The organism is Mycobacterium sp. NGS64 (assembly GCF_059812245.1).
On the sequence record NZ_JCALCI010000001.1, the window covers coordinates 1,019,017 to 1,034,802 of the forward strand.

Sequence of the window (15,786 nt, forward strand, 5' to 3'; positions counted from 1 at the left end):
CCGAGCGCTACCGGATCCAGCCGCGGCGGCGGCCCCACAGGTCGCGCACCAGCACGACGAGCGTCAGGATGGCGAACCCGACCAGGAACCAGTTCTCGACGTGGCCGACGTGGTTGCCCCACATCATGGCCAGCAGGAATATGACGATGAACAGCCCGATCGCGTGCCAGGTGCGGACGTTGATCTTGCTCCACCCCCAGGCTGCCGACGGCACCTCGGCGACGTCGACGCCGTTGTAGTGCTCCACCTCGGTACTGGCCACGGCGAATCCCCTTCGTGATCGGCTGGTAGCAGAGATTCTGGCACACCCGCCCGCGCGACCGAGCGGGCACAATGAGTGAGTGACTAACGCGACTGCCGGCGGGCGCCTGCGGGTGCTGGTGCTGGGCAGCACCGGCTCGATCGGCACCCAGGCGCTGGAGGTCATCGCGGCCAACCCCGATCGTTTCGAGGTGGTCGGGCTGGCGGCCGGTGGGGCCAACCCCGACGCGCTGGCGCGCCAGCGCGCCGAGACCGGCGTCACCAACATCGCCGTCGCCGACGAGCGCGCCGCGCAGCAGGTCGGGGACGTCCCCTACAGCGGCCCGGAAGCGGTGACCCGGCTGGTCCAGGAGACCGATGCCGACGTCGTCCTCAACGCGCTGGTCGGGGCGCTGGGCCTGCGCCCGACCCTGGCCGCGCTGGACTCCGGGGCCCGGCTCGCGCTGGCCAACAAGGAATCGCTGATCGCCGGGGGGCCGCTGGTGCTGCGGGCGGCGCGGCCCGGACAGATCGTGCCCGTCGACTCCGAGCACTCCGCGCTGGCCCAGTGCCTGCGCTGTGGGAACCCCGACCCCGACAAAAATGAGGTCGCCAAGTTGGTGCTGACCGCCTCGGGCGGGCCGTTCCGCGGTTGGTCCGCCGCCGACCTCGAGGCCGTCACGCCCGAGCAGGCGGGCGCCCACCCCACCTGGTCGATGGGCCCGATGAACACGCTGAACTCGGCGTCGCTGGTCAACAAGGGGCTCGAGCTCATCGAGACCCACCTGCTGTTCGGCATTCCCTACGACCGCATCGACGTCGTCGTGCACCCCCAGTCGATTGTTCATTCGATGGTCACCTTCGTGGACGGCTCGACGATCGCCCAGGCCAGCCCGCCGGACATGAAGCTCCCCATTTCGCTGGCGCTCGGCTGGCCCGACCGGGTGCCCGGCGCCGCCCCGGCATGCGACTTCACCACGGCCTCTAGCTGGGAATTCGAGCCCCTGGACAATGACGTTTTCCCCGCCGTCGCGCTGGCCCGGCACGCCGGCCAGACCGGTGGCTGCATGACCGCCGTGTACAACGCGGCCAACGAGGAGGCGGCCGACGCGTTCCTGAACGGCCGAATCGGATTCCCCGCGATCGTCAAAACCGTCGCCGACGTGCTGCACGCCGCCGACCAATGGTCCGTTTCACCCGCTACCGTGGATGAGGTACTGGACGCGCAGCGCTGGGCACGTGAGCGAGCGCAGCGCGCTGTCAGAAAGGTCCTAGCAACCCGATGATGTTCGCAATCGGCATCGTGCTGTTCGCGCTCGCCATCTTGATCTCGGTGGCCCTGCACGAGTGCGGCCACATGTGGGTCGCGCGCGGCACCGGCATGAAGGTGCGGCGCTATTTTGTCGGCTTCGGGCCCACGCTGTGGTCGACCCGGCGCGGCGAGATCGAGTACGGCATCAAGGCCGTCCCGCTGGGCGGCTTCTGCGACATCGCCGGGATGACCCCGGTCGAGGATCTCGAGCCCGACGAGGCCGATCGCGCCATGTACAAGCAGGCGACCTGGAAGCGGGTCGCGACGCTGTTCGCCGGCCCGGGCATGAACTTCGTCATCTGCCTGGTCCTGATCTACGGCATCGCCCTGGTCTGGGGGCTGCCCAACCTGCACCCGCCCACCAAGGCCATCGTCGGCGAAACCGCTTGCGTCGCACCGGAAACCGCCCCTGGCAAGCTGGGCAACTGCACCGGGCCCGGCCCGGCGGCCGCCGCCGGGATCCGCCCCGGCGACGTCGTCGTCAAGGTCGGCGACACCCCGGTGTCCACGTTCGAGGACATGGCCGCCGCGGTGCGCAAGCTGCACGGCACCGTTCCCGTCGTCGTCGAGCGCGACGGCACCACGATCACGACGTACGTCGACGTGACGCCGACCCAGCGCTACTTGACCAAGGGCGCCAAGGGCCAGCCGGAGGCCGCCACGGTTGGCGCCATCGGCGTCGGCACCGTCAAGACCCCGCCGACGCACTACAACGTCCTGTCGGCGATACCGGCCACCTTCGCGTTCGCCGGTGACCTGACCGTCGAGGTGGGCAAGGCGCTGGTGACGATCCCGACGAAGGTCGGGGCGCTGGTGCACGCGATCGGCGGCGGGCAGCGCGACCCGGGAACGCCGATGAGCGTCGTCGGCGCCAGCATCATCGGCGGCGACACCGTCGACCACGGGCTGTGGGTGGCGTTCTGGTTCTTCCTGGCGCAGCTGAACCTCATCCTGGGCGCCGTCAACCTGGTGCCGCTGCTGCCATTCGACGGCGGCCACATCGCCATCGCGGTGTTCGAGAAGATCCGCAACCTGATCCGGTCGGCGCGCGGCATGGTCGCGGCGGCGCCGGTGAACTACCTCAAGCTGATGCCCGCCACGTACGTGGTGCTGGTGTTCGTGGTCGGCTACATGCTGCTGACCGTGACCGCCGACCTCGTCAACCCGATCAGGCTGTTCCAGTGACCAGCCTGGGAATGCCGGACGCCCCGCCGCCCACGCTGGCGCCCCGGCGCAAGACACGCCAACTGATGGTGCGCGACGTCGGGGTCGGCAGCGACTACCCGATCTCGGTGCAGTCGATGTGCACCACCAAGACGCACGACGTCAACACGACGCTGCAGCAGATCGCGGAGCTGACCGCCGCGGGCTGCGACATCGTGCGTGTCGCCTGCCCGCGCCAGGAGGACGCCGACGCGCTCGCCGAGATCGCGCGGCACAGCCAGATCCCGGTGATCGCCGACATCCACTTCCAGCCGAAGTACATCTTCGCCGCCATCGACGCCGGGTGCGCCGCGGTGCGGGTGAACCCCGGCAACATCAAGGAGTTCGACGGCCGGGTCGGCGAGGTCGCCAAGGCCGCGGCGGCGGCCGGCATCCCGATCCGCATCGGCGTCAACGCCGGCTCGCTGGACAAGCGGTTCATGGAGAAGTACGGCAAGGCCACCCCCGAGGCGCTGGTCGAGTCCGCGCTGTGGGAGGCGTCGCTGTTCGAGGAGCACGGCTTCGGCGACATCAAGATCAGCGTCAAGCACAACGACCCCGTCGTGATGGTCGCCGCCTACGAGCAGCTGGCCGCCCAATGCGATTACCCGCTGCACCTCGGCGTCACCGAGGCCGGTCCGGCGTTCCAGGGCACCATCAAGTCGGCGGTCGCCTTCGGCGCGCTGCTGTCGCGGGGGATCGGCGACACCATCCGGGTGTCGCTCTCGGCGCCGCCCGTCGAGGAGGTCAAGGTCGGCATCCAGATCCTGGAGTCGCTGAACCTGCGGCCCCGCGGCCTCGAGATCGTGTCGTGCCCGTCGTGTGGTCGCGCCCAGGTCGACGTCTACACCCTGGCCAACGCGGTCACCGCCGGCCTGGACGGGCTCGACGTCCCGCTGCGGGTGGCCGTGATGGGCTGCGTCGTCAACGGTCCGGGCGAGGCCCGCGAGGCCGACCTGGGCGTCGCGTCGGGAAATGGCAAGGGGCAGATCTTCGTTCGCGGCGAGGTGATCAAGACCGTGCCCGAGGCCCAGATCGTCGAGACGCTGATCGAGGAGGCCATGCGACTCGCGTCAGAAATGGGTACCGATCCGGGAACAGAACCGAGCGGTTCGCCGATTGTGACCGTAAGCTAATAGGGGCCCGCGCCCCGCTCTGTTTTTAAGATCGTCAGTTCGCACCACAGAGAGTTCCCCCGATGTCGGCTCCGCCCATCTTTCGCCTTGTCGGCGAGCGGCGGGTTTCCGTGGTGCGCGACGCCGCCGCGGTGTGGCGGGTGCTCAACGACGACCCGGTCGGCTCGTGCATGGTCGCGGCCCGGGTGGCCGACCACGGCATCGAACCCAATTCGATCGGCGGGGAGCTGTGGACGCGGCGCGGCCCCGACGAGTCGCTGTGCTTCGCCGGCGCCAACCTCATCCCGCTGCGCGGCGGACCGGCCGACCTGAACGCCTTCGCCGACGAGGCGATGAGCGCCACGCGGCGCTGCTCCTCCCTGGTCGGCAGGGCCAACCTGGTGATGCCGATGTGGGAGCGCCTCGAGCCGGCCTGGGGCCCGGCGCGCGACGTGCGCGACCACCAGCCGCTGATGGCGCTGACCAGCCACCCGAACTGTGACATCGACCCCGGCGTGCGGCAGGTGCGGCCCGACGAGCTGGACGCCTACCTGGTGGCCGCCGTCGACATGTTCATCGGCGAAGTCGGCGTCGACCCGCGGCTCGGCGACGGCGGTCGCGGCTACCGCCGACGGGTGGCCAGCCTGATCGCTGCCGGCCGGGCCTGGGCCCGCTTCGAGCACGGCCAGGTGATCTTCAAGGCCGAAGTCGGGTCGCAGTCGCCGGGCGTCGGCCAGATCCAAGGGGTTTGGGTGCACCCCGAGTGGCGCGGCCTCGGCCTCGGCACCGCGGGCACCGCGACCGTGGCCGCCGTGATCGTCGCCACCGGCCGGGTCGCCAGCCTGTACGTGAACAGCTTCAACACCGTCGCCCGCGCCGCGTACGCGCGGGTCGGCTTCGCCGAGGTGGGCACCTTCGCGACGGTCCTGCTGGACTAGCTCGTCGAGCGAGCGTGCGGCCAGCCGCACACTCGGCATCGAACGTGCGGCCAGCCGCACAGTCGGCATGTGAGCGGCGGCCCCAATGCGTGCATAACGGTCGGGTCTCGGTGTGTCGAGGCAGGTGTGGGCGCCGCAGTTCATAACATTTGCACCGATGGTCACAAAAGCAACAGCAGCCTCAGCCGGCGCGAGCGTGCTGCTCGTCGCGGCGATAAGCCTGTCCGGCTGCACGCCGCGGCCCGACGGCCCCGCGCCGGCCGCCGAGAAGTTCTTCGGCGCCTTGGCAATCGGGGACACCGCGACGGCCGCGCAGCTCAGCGACAACCCCAACGAGGCCCGTGAAGCGCTCAATGCCGCCTGGGCCGGGCTGCAGGCCACCCACCTGGATGCGCAGGTTCTCAGCTCGAAGTACGCCGAGGACACGGGCACGGTCGACTACCGCTTCACCTGGCACCTGCCGAAGAACCGGACCTGGAGCTATGACGGCCAGCTGAAGATGGCCCGCGACGAGGGGCGCTGGGAGGTTCGGTGGGCCACCACCGACCTGCATCCCAAGCTTGGCGAGCACCAGACGTTCGCGCTGCGGGCCGATCGGCCGCGGCGCGCCTCGGTGAACGAACTCGGCGGCAGCGACGTGCTGGCGCCGGGCTACCTGTATCACTACACGCTGGACGCCACCCAGGCCGGCCCGTCGGAGTCGCTGAGCTTCACCACCCACTCGATCGTCGATGTGCTGCGACCCTTCAACAACACGCTCACCGACCCGCAGGTGCTCGCCGAGCAGGCCAGCGCGGCGACCCACCCGCTGGACCTGGGCGTCACGCTGCACCCCGACGACAACGACAAGGTGTTCCCGGCGATCGGCCGGCTGCCCGGCATCGTGGTCACGCCGCAGGCCGAAATGCTACCCACTGACCCGCATTTCGCGCCGGCCGTCATCGGCGAGGTGAAGAAGGCCGTGATGGACCAGCTCGACGGCCAGGCGGGCTGGCGGGTGGTCAGCGTCAACCAGAACAACGTCGACGTCGCCGTGCTGCACGAGGTCGAGGGGTCGCCGGCGCCGTCGGTGTCGATCACGCTGGACCGGGTCGTGCAGAACGCCGCCCAGCGCGCCGTGGACAACAAGGGCGGCAAGGCGATGATCGTCGTGATCAAGCCGTCGACGGGGGAGATCCTCGCGATTGCGCAGAACAAGGGCGCCGACGCCGACGGCCTGCCGGCCACCAACGGCCTGTTCCCGCCCGGGTCGACCTTCAAGATGATCACGGCGGGCGCCGCCATCGACCGCGACATGGCCACCCCCAACTCGATGCTGGGGTGCCCCGGCCACATCGACATCGGGCATCGCACCATCCCGAACTACGGCGGCTTCGACCTGGGCGTGGTGCCCATGTCGCGCGCGTTCGCCAGTTCGTGCAACACCACGTTCGCCGAGCTGAGCAGCAGGATGCCGCCCCGCGGCCTGACCCAAACGGCCACCCGCTACGGCATCGGGCTCGACTACACCGTTGACGGCCTCACCACCGTGACTGGGTCGGTGCCCCCGACGGTGGACCTCGCCGAGCGCACCGAGGACGGCTTCGGCCAGGGCAAGGTGCTGGCGAGCCCGTTCGGCATGGCCCTGGTGGCGGCGACGGTCGCGGCCGGCAAGACCCCGGTGCCGCAGCTGATCGCCGGTCGGCCGACGACGGTCGAGGGTGACGACACGCCGATCAGCCCGAAGATGGTCGAGGCGCTGCGGCCGATGATGCGGCTGGTGGTCACCAACGGGACCGCCAAGGAGATCGCCGGCTGCGGCGAGATCTACGGGAAGACCGGCGAGGCCGAGTTCCCGGGCGGTTCGCACTCCTGGTTCGCCGGGTACCGCGGCGACCTGGCGTTCGCCGCGCTGATCGTCGGGGGTGGCAGCTCGGAGTGGGCGGTGCGGATGACGAAGTTCATGTTCGAGGCGATGCCGCCGGGCTACCTGGCCTGAAGTGCCCCGGTCCCGGGGGCTCCAACAGCGGTAAATTTGCGATCATGACCGATACCGGCGGGGACATGCTGGCGTTACGGGTCTCCGACGCCGACCGGAACGGCACGATGCGGCGGCTGCACAACGCCGTCGCGCTCGGCCTGATCGACATCGACGAGTTCGAGCAGCGCTCGACCCAGGTGTCCTACGCGCGCACCCGAAGCGAGCTGGACGGGCTGGTCGGTGACCTGCCCGGGCCCGGCGCGTTCGTCTCGTCGGCGGCCGACCGGGTGGAGCTGCGCGGCTGGGCCGGTTCGCTGAAGCGCCACGGCGAGTGGACCGTGCCGACGCGGCTGGCGCTGGTGCGCCGGCTCGGGTCGGTGCACCTCGACCTCACCAGGGCCCGGTTCGCGGGGCCGGTGGTGATCATCGAGCTCGACATGCGGTTCGGCTCGGTGGACGTCCGGTTGCCCGACGGCGCCAGCGCGTCGATCGACGACGTCGAGGTCTACGTGGGCAGCGCCAGCGACCGCCGCAAGGGGGCGCCCGGCGAGGGGACGCCGCATGTCGTGTTGACGGGCCGGGTGGTGTGCGGGTCGCTGATCATCCGCGGGCCGCGGCGCTCGCTGTTGCGCCGCCGCTCTGGTTGATCGGGCGTTGCGTGTGCACTGACGGCGGCGATTGTGCCCCTGTGGCGCCGCACGCTCACACTCGAAGCCGCTGACGCACACGCGCCGCGCCGGGCGAGCGCCTATTAAGCTGGCCTGCATGCCAGCTCGCACCGCGCTTTCTCCCGGGGTGATATCGCCGACTCTGCCGGTGCCCGGGCGCATCCCCCGCCCCGAGTACGTCGGCAAGCCGACCGCCCGGGAGGGCAGCGAGCCGTGGGTGCAGACGCCCGAGGTGATCGAGAAGATGCGGGTCGCCGGACGGATCGCGGCCGGCGCCCTGGCCGAGGCGGGCAAGGCGGTCGCGCCCGGGGTGACGACCGACGAGCTCGACCGGATCGCCCACGAATACATGATCGACAACGGCGCCTACCCGTCGACGCTGGGCTACAAGGGCTTCCCGAAGTCGTGCTGCACGTCGCTCAACGAGGTCATCTGCCACGGCATCCCCGACTCGACGGTGATCGAGGACGGCGACATCGTCAACATCGACGTCACCGCCTACATCGACGGGGTGCACGGCGACACCAACGCGACTTTCCTGGCCGGCGACGTCGCGCAAGAGCACCGGCTGCTCGTGGAGCGCACCCACGAGGCCACGATGCGCGCGATCAATGCCGTGAAGCCGGGCCGCGCGCTCTCGGTGGTCGGCCGCGTCATCGAGTCGTACGCAAACCGGTTCGGCTACAACGTCGTTCGTGACTTCACCGGCCACGGCATCGGCACCACCTTTCACAACGGGCTGGTGGTCCTGCACTACGACCAGCCCTCGGTGGCGACGGTCATCCAGCCCGGAATGACGTTCACCATCGAACCGATGATCAACCTCGGCGCGCTGGATTACGAGATCTGGGACGACGGCTGGACGGTGGTCACCAAGGACCGCAAGTGGACCGCCCAGTTCGAGCACACGCTGCTGGTCACCGACACCGGCGCCGAGATCCTCACTTGTCTCTAACGCGAGCAGACACCGAAAGGTGAGCGGGGCTCTGCTGGTCGCGGGCACCAGCTCCGACGCCGGTAAATCGGTGGTGGCGGCGGGCCTGTGCCGGTTGTTGGCGCGCAAGGGGATTCGGGTGGCGCCGTTCAAGGCGCAGAACATGTCCAACAACTCGGTGGTCACCGTCGAGGGCGGCGAGATCGGCCGCGCCCAGGCGATCCAGGCGCGCGCGGCGGGGCTGGAGCCCAGCGTGCGGTTCAACCCGATCCTGCTCAAACCGGGCGGCGACCGCACCTCGCAGCTGGTGATCCGCGGCCAGGTCGCCGAGTCGGTCACCGCGGCCGGCTATATCGAACATCGCGACCGGCTCGCCGGCATCGTCGCACACGAATTGTCCTGCCTGCGAGCCGAATTCGACGCTGTGATCTGCGAGGGGGCCGGCTCGCCGGCCGAGATCAACCTGCGGGCCACGGATTTGGCCAACATGGGGCTGGCCCGGGCCGCGAACCTACCGGTGATCCTCGTCGGTGACATCGATCGCGGCGGCCTGTTGGCGCACCTGTTCGGGACGGTCGCGGTGCTCGAGCCCGAGGACCAGGCGCTGATCGCCGGCTTCGTCGTCAACAAGTTCCGCGGCGACCCCGCGCTGCTGGAACCCGGTCTGCGCCAGCTGCACACCATGACCGGCCGCCCGACCTACGGGGTGCTGCCCTACGCCGAGGAGCTCTGGTTGGACGCCGAGGACTCGCTGTCGGTGGTCGCGGGCCGCGTCCTCGGCACGCCCGCGCCGCCCCGCGGCGATCAGTGGCTGCGGGTAGCAGCGATCCGGCTGCCCCGCATCTCCAACTCCACCGACGTCGAGGCGCTGGCCTGCGAGCCCGGCGTGCTGGTGCGCTGGATCACCGATCCCGCCGACCTGGCCGACACCGACCTGATCGTGGTCCCGGGCAGCAAGGCGACCGTCGCCGACCTGTCGTGGCTGCGCGAGCGCGGCCTGGCCGGCGCGATCGTCGACCACGCCCGGGCCGGCAAGCCCCTGCTGGGCATCTGCGGCGGCTTCCAGATGCTGTGCCGGCGCATCGAGGACACGGTCGAATCCGGCGCGGGGGAGGTCGCCGGGCTGGGCCTGCTCGACGCCGACATCGCCTTCGGCGAGGCCAAGGTCCTGCGGCGCTGGCAGCGGCCGCTCTCCGGATACGAAATCCACCACGGGCGCCTCTCCCGCTGCCCCGAGGACACCTGGTTTACCCAGGATGCCGAACCCCAGGGCGTCGTGCGCGGCGCCGTCTTCGGCACCCACTGGCACGGCCTGCTCGACAACGACGACTTCCGCCGGGGCTGGCTTACCCGGGTCGCCGACGCGGCCGGCCGCGATGGTTTCGTCGTCGCCGACACCGACGTCGCCGCGCGCCGCGACGCCCAACTGGACGCGATCGCCGACCTGCTGGCCGCCCATCTCGACGTCGACGCGGTCCTCGGGCTGCTCGACGGGCCGCCGCCGCGACCGTTCATTGCCAGTGCGTTACGCCAGTAGGTGAGGAGGAAACCTCGCGCACGCTGGCCTTTGGCAGGTAACGTGCGTGAGTGCACTCGATGATGACCACGCTCGACGGATTTCCCGTTCCGGTGTCCGTAGCCGGGCCGGAGAAGGGCGTCGTCGTCGTCATCCTCGGAGACCAGCAGCGTTCGCCGGTCGCCTACGACGCGGTGTGCGAGCGCCTGCATACCGCCTCGCTTCGTACGGTCGTCGTCGGCCTCGACCCGCGCCTGACCGCGAAATCGGTGGTCGGCATCCTCGACTCGCTGGGCATCCGCTGGGCCGTGGTCTTCGGCGACCGCGCCGGCGGTGAGCTCGCCTGGGAACTGGCGGCCACCCGGTTGGGCCGGTTCGTCGGCCTGGTCGTGATCGACCGCGGGCATCCGCGGGTGGCCGACCCCAAGGGCGTGGTGCTCGACGAGCATTGCCCGCCGGTGGAGATCGGCACCACCGTGCTGGTCAGCTCGCCGGCCGCCAAGGCCGTGGCGGACGCGAGCCAGCGGTACGTCTATGCCGAATACCGCGTGGTCGACCTGGGCCGGCGCACCGTGCAGGAGTCGACGGCACAGCTGGCCGCCGAGATCGTCCTGCGCACCAGCACGTGGTAGCGCCTTCCGCCATGCTCACGTTGGCCGCGCTAGACGAGCTGGTTGGCGGCGGCGCGGTGGACACCGTCATCGTGGCGTTCGCCGACATGCAGGGCCGGCTGGTCGGCAAACGCATGTCGGCCCGACTCTTCGTCGACGAGGTCGCCGCGCACGGCGCCGAGTGTTGCAGCTATCTGCTCGCCGTCGACGTCGACATGAACACGGTGTCCGGCTACACGATGTCGAGCTGGGAAACCGGCTACGGCGACATGGTGATGACGCCGGACCTGGCCACCCTGCGCCTGGTTCCGTGGCTGCCAAACACCGCGCTGGTGATCGCCGACCTCTGCTGGGCCGACGGCGGTGAGGTGGCCGTCGCGCCCCGGGCGATCCTGCGCCATCAGCTCGCCCGGCTGGGCGAGCGGGGCCTGGCCGCCGACATCGCCACCGAGCTGGAGTTCATCGTGTTCGACGAGCCGTACCGCGAGGCGTGGGCGAGCGGCTACCGCGGGCTGACGCCGGCCAGCGACTACAATATCGACTACGCGATGCTGGCGTCGTCGCGGATGGAGCCGCTGCTGCGCGACATCCGGCTGGGGATGGAGGGCGCGGGCCTGCGGTTCGAGGCCGTCAAGGGCGAATGCAACCGGGGCCAGCAGGAGATCGGGTTCCGCTACGACGAGGCGCTGGTCACCTGCGACAACCACACAATCTACAAGAACGGCGCCAAGGAGATCGCCGACCAGCACGGCAAGAGCCTGACGTTCATGGCGAAATACGATGAGCGGGAAGGCAATAGCTGCCACATCCATCTGTCGCTGCGCCGGGTGGGCGGTGCCGAGAAAAGCTCCGTGTTCGACGACGGCGCCCGCCCGCACGGCATGTCGGCGACGTTTTGCGGTTTCCTCGCCGGCCTGCTGGCCACGCTGCGCGAAATGACGCTGTTCTATGCGCCAAACATCAACTCCTACAAGCGATTCGCCGACGGCAGCTTCGCGCCCACCGCGATTGCGTGGGGCCTGGACAACCGCACCTGCGCGCTGCGGGTGGTCGGCCACGGGCGCAACCTGCGGGTCGAATGCCGGGTGCCCGGCGGCGACGTCAACCCCTACCTCGCCGCGGCGGCGCTGATCGCCGGGGGGCTGTACGGTATCGAACGGGGCCTCGAGCCGCCCGCGCCTTACACCGGGAACGCCTACGAGGCAACCGACGTCGAGCGGCTGCCCGGCACGCTCGCCGAGGCGGCGGCGTTGTTCGAAGGCTCGGCGCTCGCGCGGGAGGCCTTCGGCGACGACGTCGTCGCGCACTATTTGAACAACGCCCGCGTGGAGTTGGCGGCTTTCAACGCGGCGGTCACCGACTGGGAGAGGATGCGAGGTTTTGAACGGCTCTGAGTCCGATGGTGGCGACCCGCCGCGCCCGGCTACGCCGCGCTTGCGATCGCCACTGGGACGCCCCGTCGTCGGCCTGACCAGTTATCTCGAGCAGGTGCGGACCGGGATCTGGGATATCCCCGCCGGTTACCTGCCCGCCGACTACTTCGAGGGCGTCGTCATGGCCGGCGGCATCGCGGTGCTGCTGCCGCCGCAGCCGGCGGGCCCCGAGGTCGTCGATCGCCTGCTCGACAGCCTGGACGCGCTGGTGATCACCGGCGGCTACGACCTCGACCCGGCGCGCTACGACCAGGACCCGCACCCGGCCACCGACTCGCCGCGCACTGACCGCGACGCCTGGGAGTTCGCGTTGCTGCGCGCCGCCCTGGACCGCGGGCTGCCGGTGCTGGGCATCTGCCGCGGCGCGCAACTGCTCAACGTCGCGTTCGGCGGCACCCTGCACCAGCACCTGCCCGACGTCCTCGGCCACAACGGCCACCGCGCCGGCAACGGGGTGTTCAACCGGTTGCCGGTGCGCACCGTGGCGGGCACGCGCCTGGCCGCGCTGATCGGCGAGTGCGCCGACGCGCCCTGCTATCACCACCAGGCAATCGACAAGGTCGGCGACGGGCTGGTGGTGAGCGCGATGGATGCCGACGGCGTGGTCGAGGCCGTCGAGGTGCCTGGCGAGGCGTTCGCCCTTGCGGTGCAATGGCATCCGGAGAAATCTCTCGACGACCTGCGGCTGTTCAAGGCGGTGGTCGAAGCCGCGCGGGTCACCCGATGACCCAAACCCGACTGGTCAACCCCGCGACCGAGGAAGAGCTGCGCTCCGTCGAGCTCTTCGACGCCCCCGCCGTCGACGACGCCGTGGCGCGCGCGCGGGCGGCCCAGCGGCGCTGGGCGCGGTTGGCGCCGGCCGGGCGCGCGGCGGCCCTGCGGGCGTTCGCCGCCGTCGTCGACGCCCACGTCGACGAGCTGGCCGCCCTCGAGGTGGCCAACTCGGGGCACCCGATCGCGCCGGCGGAATGGGAGGCCGGCCACGTCCGCGACGTGCTGACGTTCTACTCGGGCAGCCCGGAGCGCTTGTCCGGCAAGCAGATTCCCGTCGCCGACGGCATCGACGTCACCTTCAACGAACCGCTGGGCGTCATCGGCGTGATCACGCCGTGGAACTTCCCGATGCCGATCGCGTCCTGGAGCATCGCCCCCGCGCTGGCCGCGGGCAACGCCGTGCTGGTCAAGCCCGCCGAGTGGACGCCCCTGACCACGATGCGGCTGGGCGAGCTGGCGGTGCAGGCGGGGCTCGACGCGGACCTGCTGCAGGTGCTGCCCGGCAAGGGCGCCGTGGTGGGGGAGCGGCTCGTCACCCACCCGGGAGTGCGCAAGGTGGTGTTCACCGGCTCCACGGAGGTGGGCAAGAGCGTGATGGCCGGCGCGGCGGCGCAGGTCAAGCGGGTGACGCTGGAACTCGGCGGCAAGAGCGCCAACATCGTCTTCGCCGACTGCGACCTGGAACGCGCGGCGGCGACCGCTCCCGCCGGGGTGTTCGACAACGCCGGGCAGGACTGCTGTGCGCGCAGCCGGATCCTGGTGCAGCGCAGCGTGTATGACCGGTTCATGGAGTTGCTCGAGCCGGCGGTCAAGGCCGTCGCCGTCGGCGACCCCGCCTCCCGGGACACCGAGATGGGGCCCCTGGTGTCGGGCGCGCACCGCGACAAGGTTGCCTCCTACGTGCCCGACGACGCCCCGGTCGCCTTCCGGGGCACCGCGCCGTCCGGTCGCGGATTTTGGTTTCCACCAACGGTTCTCACACCGCAGCGCGACGACCGCGCCGTCACCGAGGAGATCTTCGGTCCCGTCGTCACCGTGTTGGCGTTCGACGACGAGGACGACGCCGTCGCGCTCGCCAACGACACCGCCTACGGGCTGTCGGGATCCATCTGGACCGACGACCTGTCCCGGGCCCTGCGGGTGTCGCGGGCGGTCGAGTCCGGCAACCTGTCGGTCAACTCGCACTCCTCGGTCCGCTATAACACGCCGTTCGGCGGGTTCAAGCAGTCCGGGCTGGGCCGCGAGCTGGGCCCCGACGCGCCATTGCATTTCACCGAGACCAAGAACGTGTTCATCGCCGTCAAGGAGGGCTCGTAATGGACCTGTCGCAGCGGCTGGCGGGCCGGGTCGCGGTGATCACCGGCGGTGCCGGCGGCATCGGGTTGGCCGCGGCGCGGCGGATGCGCGCCGAAGGCGCGAGCATCGTCGTGGGCGACGTCGACCGCGACGCCGGCGCGGCCGCCGCCGAGGAACTCTCGGGTTTGTTTGTGCCGACGGATGTTTCGGACGAGGACGCGGTCAACGCGCTGTTCGACACCGCCGCCGAGGCCTACGGCTGGGTCGACATCGCATTCAACAACGCCGGCATCTCACCGCCCGAGGACGACCTGATCGAGAACACCGAACTTCCGGCGTGGCAACGAGTCCAGGACGTCAACCTCAAATCGGTCTACCTGTGCTGCCGGGCCGCGCTGCGGCACATGGTGCCCGCGCAGAAGGGGTCGATCATCAACACGGCGTCGTTCGTCGCGGTGCTGGGGTCGGCCACGTCGCAGATCTCCTACACCGCGTCCAAGGGCGGGGTGCTGGCCATGTCACGGGAGCTGGGCGTGCAGTTCGCCCGGCAGGGCATCCGCGTCAACGCGCTGTGCCCCGGACCGGTCAACACCCCACTCCTGCAAGAGCTTTTCGCCAAGGACCCAGAACGCGCGGCGCGCCGGCTGGTGCACGTGCCGCTGGGCCGATTCGCCGAGCCCGACGAAATCGCGGCCGCGGTGGCGTTTTTGGCCAGCGACGACGCATCGTTCATCACCGCGTCGACGTTCTTGGTCGACGGGGGCATCAGCTCCGCCTACGTCACCCCGCTCTGACGGCCGGGTGGCGTAGCCGCGCCATCGCCATAGCCCACGCGCGTGGCACCGAGAGCCCCCCGATCGACGCCCCGCGTCCGAGACTGGCCAACGGGCCGACGGGGGCCGGCTTCCGGACGAGCGAGCGCAGCGCCGCCCATTTGTTGAGGGCGCTGAGGTATCCGATCGCGGGGCCCGACGGTGCGCACAGGGAACTCAGCCTGGACAACGCCGCGGTCACCGGCGACAGCGACGCCTCCAGGGGCGTCAGCGGCGACACCGAAAATGCCTGCAGCGCTTCGGGAATGGCCGACATCACCCGACCGCCGGCAGACACGACGTCCGGCGCCGAGCGCAGGGCCCAGGGACCCGCCGTCGCGCCCGAATATCCCGGCGGCGAGCCGAACGGGACCAGCGTCGCCGCGTCGGCCGCGGCGACGGCGTAGGCATACATGGCGTCGGCATTGCGGGCCCACATCTGCTCGTACTCGGCCTCGACGTCCGCGATGGCCGGGCCGCTTTGCGCAAGGCAGTTCCGGCGGCCCAGCGACCTCAGCTGCGCGCGGTTGGCGGTGATCGCCGTTGGGGGAACCGTCGCCGCCAGCGCCGAATCGTGGGCTCTCGCCGCCGCCGCGGCCTGGGCGCCCGCCTGCTCGGCGCGCGCCGCGGCAGCGTTCAGCCAATTCACGTAAGGTGCCGCGCCCTCCAGCATTGGCGTCTGCGCCGCCGCCGCATACAGCCCCGCGGCAAGCCGGTCCCAGGCCGTGGCGGCCTCGGCCATCGACCCCGCGCCGGGTCCCGAATGCATCAGCCCGGAGTTGATTTCCGGCGGAAGCGTCGCGAAATCCATTACCACCTCTCCAGCCGAATGCACCCAAACGCACGGAATCTTCCCTGATATACGTGCCAGGGTTACAGCCTGTTCGCTCTCATAACGGGGAGTGAGCTGTGAAAACGCTCGGCGCCAACTTTGAAAACAGGTGCTTTCATTTTTGCGTGACTGCGAAGTAAGG

General features: G+C 70.3%; 15 protein-coding genes. 13 read left to right on the top strand and 2 right to left on the bottom strand.

The features are described 5' to 3' along the window. Positions 1-7: 7 nt before the first annotated feature. Complete coding sequence (locus tag AC5Y4S_RS05105) at positions 8-262, bottom strand: DUF2631 domain-containing protein (protein ID WP_085185727.1); 255 nt, start codon at positions 260-262, stop codon at positions 8-10. Positions 263-341: 79 nt separating this feature from the next. Here AC5Y4S_RS05105 and dxr point away from each other — a divergent pair, with 79 nt between their 5' ends. The 13 genes from dxr (at position 342) to AC5Y4S_RS05170 (ending at position 14,794) form a co-directional block, all read left to right on the top strand. Next, complete coding sequence (gene dxr, locus AC5Y4S_RS05110) at positions 342-1,526, top strand: 1-deoxy-D-xylulose-5-phosphate reductoisomerase (protein WP_500030519.1); 1,185 nt, start codon at positions 342-344, stop codon at positions 1,524-1,526. Further along, entirely contained in the window at positions 1,523-2,737 is a 1,215-nt protein-coding gene (locus AC5Y4S_RS05115) for a M50 family metallopeptidase (protein WP_500030523.1), read from the top strand. Before dxr ends, AC5Y4S_RS05115 begins: the two co-directional genes overlap by 4 nt. Before the next feature lie 11 nt (positions 2,738-2,748). Next, the gene (ispG, locus tag AC5Y4S_RS05120; protein ID WP_068103500.1) at positions 2,749-3,891 is read left to right on the top strand and encodes a flavodoxin-dependent (E)-4-hydroxy-3-methylbut-2-enyl-diphosphate synthase; all 1,143 of its coding nucleotides are present in this window, start codon (positions 2,749-2,751) and stop codon (positions 3,889-3,891) included. Between the two features lie 62 nt (positions 3,892-3,953). After that, positions 3,954-4,808: a GNAT family N-acetyltransferase gene (locus tag AC5Y4S_RS05125; RefSeq protein WP_068127719.1), complete on the top strand. Its 855-nt coding sequence runs from the start codon at positions 3,954-3,956 to the stop codon at positions 4,806-4,808. A gap of 157 nt (positions 4,809-4,965) precedes the next feature. Further along, the gene (locus AC5Y4S_RS05130; protein ID WP_500030532.1) at positions 4,966-6,786 is read left to right on the top strand and encodes a penicillin-binding transpeptidase domain-containing protein; all 1,821 of its coding nucleotides are present in this window, start codon (positions 4,966-4,968) and stop codon (positions 6,784-6,786) included. A gap of 44 nt (positions 6,787-6,830) precedes the next feature. Next, on the top strand, positions 6,831-7,415 hold the full coding sequence (locus AC5Y4S_RS05135) for a DUF1707 SHOCT-like domain-containing protein (protein WP_500030537.1): 585 nt from the start codon (positions 6,831-6,833) through the stop codon (positions 7,413-7,415). Positions 7,416-7,533: 118 nt separating this feature from the next. Next, complete coding sequence (map, locus tag AC5Y4S_RS05140; RefSeq protein ID WP_500030542.1) at positions 7,534-8,391, top strand: type I methionyl aminopeptidase; 858 nt, start codon at positions 7,534-7,536, stop codon at positions 8,389-8,391. Positions 8,392-8,410: 19 nt separating this feature from the next. Continuing rightward, the gene (locus AC5Y4S_RS05145; protein ID WP_500030547.1) at positions 8,411-9,907 is read left to right on the top strand and encodes a cobyric acid synthase; all 1,497 of its coding nucleotides are present in this window, start codon (positions 8,411-8,413) and stop codon (positions 9,905-9,907) included. Between the two features lie 59 nt (positions 9,908-9,966). Continuing rightward, the gene (locus AC5Y4S_RS05150; protein WP_500032170.1) at positions 9,967-10,518 is read left to right on the top strand and encodes an alpha/beta fold hydrolase; all 552 of its coding nucleotides are present in this window, start codon (positions 9,967-9,969) and stop codon (positions 10,516-10,518) included. An 11-nt stretch (positions 10,519-10,529) separates the two neighbouring features. After that, positions 10,530-11,891: a glutamine synthetase family protein gene (locus tag AC5Y4S_RS05155; protein WP_500030552.1), complete on the top strand. Its 1,362-nt coding sequence runs from the start codon at positions 10,530-10,532 to the stop codon at positions 11,889-11,891. Beyond that, entirely contained in the window at positions 11,878-12,657 is a 780-nt protein-coding gene (locus AC5Y4S_RS05160) for a gamma-glutamyl-gamma-aminobutyrate hydrolase family protein (RefSeq protein WP_500030555.1), read from the top strand. The genes AC5Y4S_RS05155 and AC5Y4S_RS05160 overlap by 14 nt, the downstream gene beginning before the upstream one ends. Continuing rightward, a complete protein-coding gene (locus AC5Y4S_RS05165; protein WP_500030558.1) occupies positions 12,654-14,021 on the top strand; it encodes an aldehyde dehydrogenase family protein in 1,368 nt (455 codons plus the stop codon). The genes AC5Y4S_RS05160 and AC5Y4S_RS05165 overlap by 4 nt, the downstream gene beginning before the upstream one ends. Next, positions 14,021-14,794, top strand: coding sequence for a 3-oxoacyl-ACP reductase (locus AC5Y4S_RS05170; protein ID WP_500030562.1), 774 nt, complete (start codon positions 14,021-14,023; stop codon positions 14,792-14,794). The genes AC5Y4S_RS05165 and AC5Y4S_RS05170 overlap by 1 nt, the downstream gene beginning before the upstream one ends. On the opposite strand, the gene AC5Y4S_RS05175 is transcribed toward AC5Y4S_RS05170, so the two are convergent. Then, on the bottom strand, positions 14,781-15,623 hold the full coding sequence (locus tag AC5Y4S_RS05175) for a PPE family protein, SVP subgroup (protein ID WP_500030564.1): 843 nt from the start codon (positions 15,621-15,623) through the stop codon (positions 14,781-14,783). The two genes, AC5Y4S_RS05170 and AC5Y4S_RS05175, sit on opposite strands and share 14 nt — an antisense overlap. Positions 15,624-15,786 lie beyond the last annotated feature (163 nt).

Bases quoted from the DNA above. Each gene is read 5' to 3' on its own strand.
- AC5Y4S_RS05170 (WP_500030562.1), top strand. From the start codon at position 14,021: ATGGACCTGTCGCAGCGGCTGGCGGGCCGGGTCGCGGTGATCACCGGC.
- AC5Y4S_RS05155 (WP_500030552.1), top strand. From the start codon at position 10,530: ATGCTCACGTTGGCCGCGCTAGACGAGCTGGTTGGCGGCGGCGCGGTG.
- ispG (WP_068103500.1), top strand. From the start codon at position 2,749: ATGCCGGACGCCCCGCCGCCCACGCTGGCGCCCCGGCGCAAGACACGC.
- AC5Y4S_RS05115 (WP_500030523.1), top strand. From the start codon at position 1,523: ATGATGTTCGCAATCGGCATCGTGCTGTTCGCGCTCGCCATCTTGATC.
- AC5Y4S_RS05135 (WP_500030537.1), top strand. From the start codon at position 6,831: ATGACCGATACCGGCGGGGACATGCTGGCGTTACGGGTCTCCGACGCC.
- map (WP_500030542.1), top strand. From the start codon at position 7,534: ATGCCAGCTCGCACCGCGCTTTCTCCCGGGGTGATATCGCCGACTCTG.
- AC5Y4S_RS05130 (WP_500030532.1), top strand. From the start codon at position 4,966: ATGGTCACAAAAGCAACAGCAGCCTCAGCCGGCGCGAGCGTGCTGCTC.
- AC5Y4S_RS05175 (WP_500030564.1), bottom strand. From the start codon at position 15,623: ATGGATTTCGCGACGCTTCCGCCGGAAATCAACTCCGGGCTGATGCAT.
- AC5Y4S_RS05165 (WP_500030558.1), top strand. From the start codon at position 12,654: ATGACCCAAACCCGACTGGTCAACCCCGCGACCGAGGAAGAGCTGCGC.
- AC5Y4S_RS05150 (WP_500032170.1), top strand. From the start codon at position 9,967: ATGATGACCACGCTCGACGGATTTCCCGTTCCGGTGTCCGTAGCCGGG.
- AC5Y4S_RS05125 (WP_068127719.1), top strand. From the start codon at position 3,954: ATGTCGGCTCCGCCCATCTTTCGCCTTGTCGGCGAGCGGCGGGTTTCC.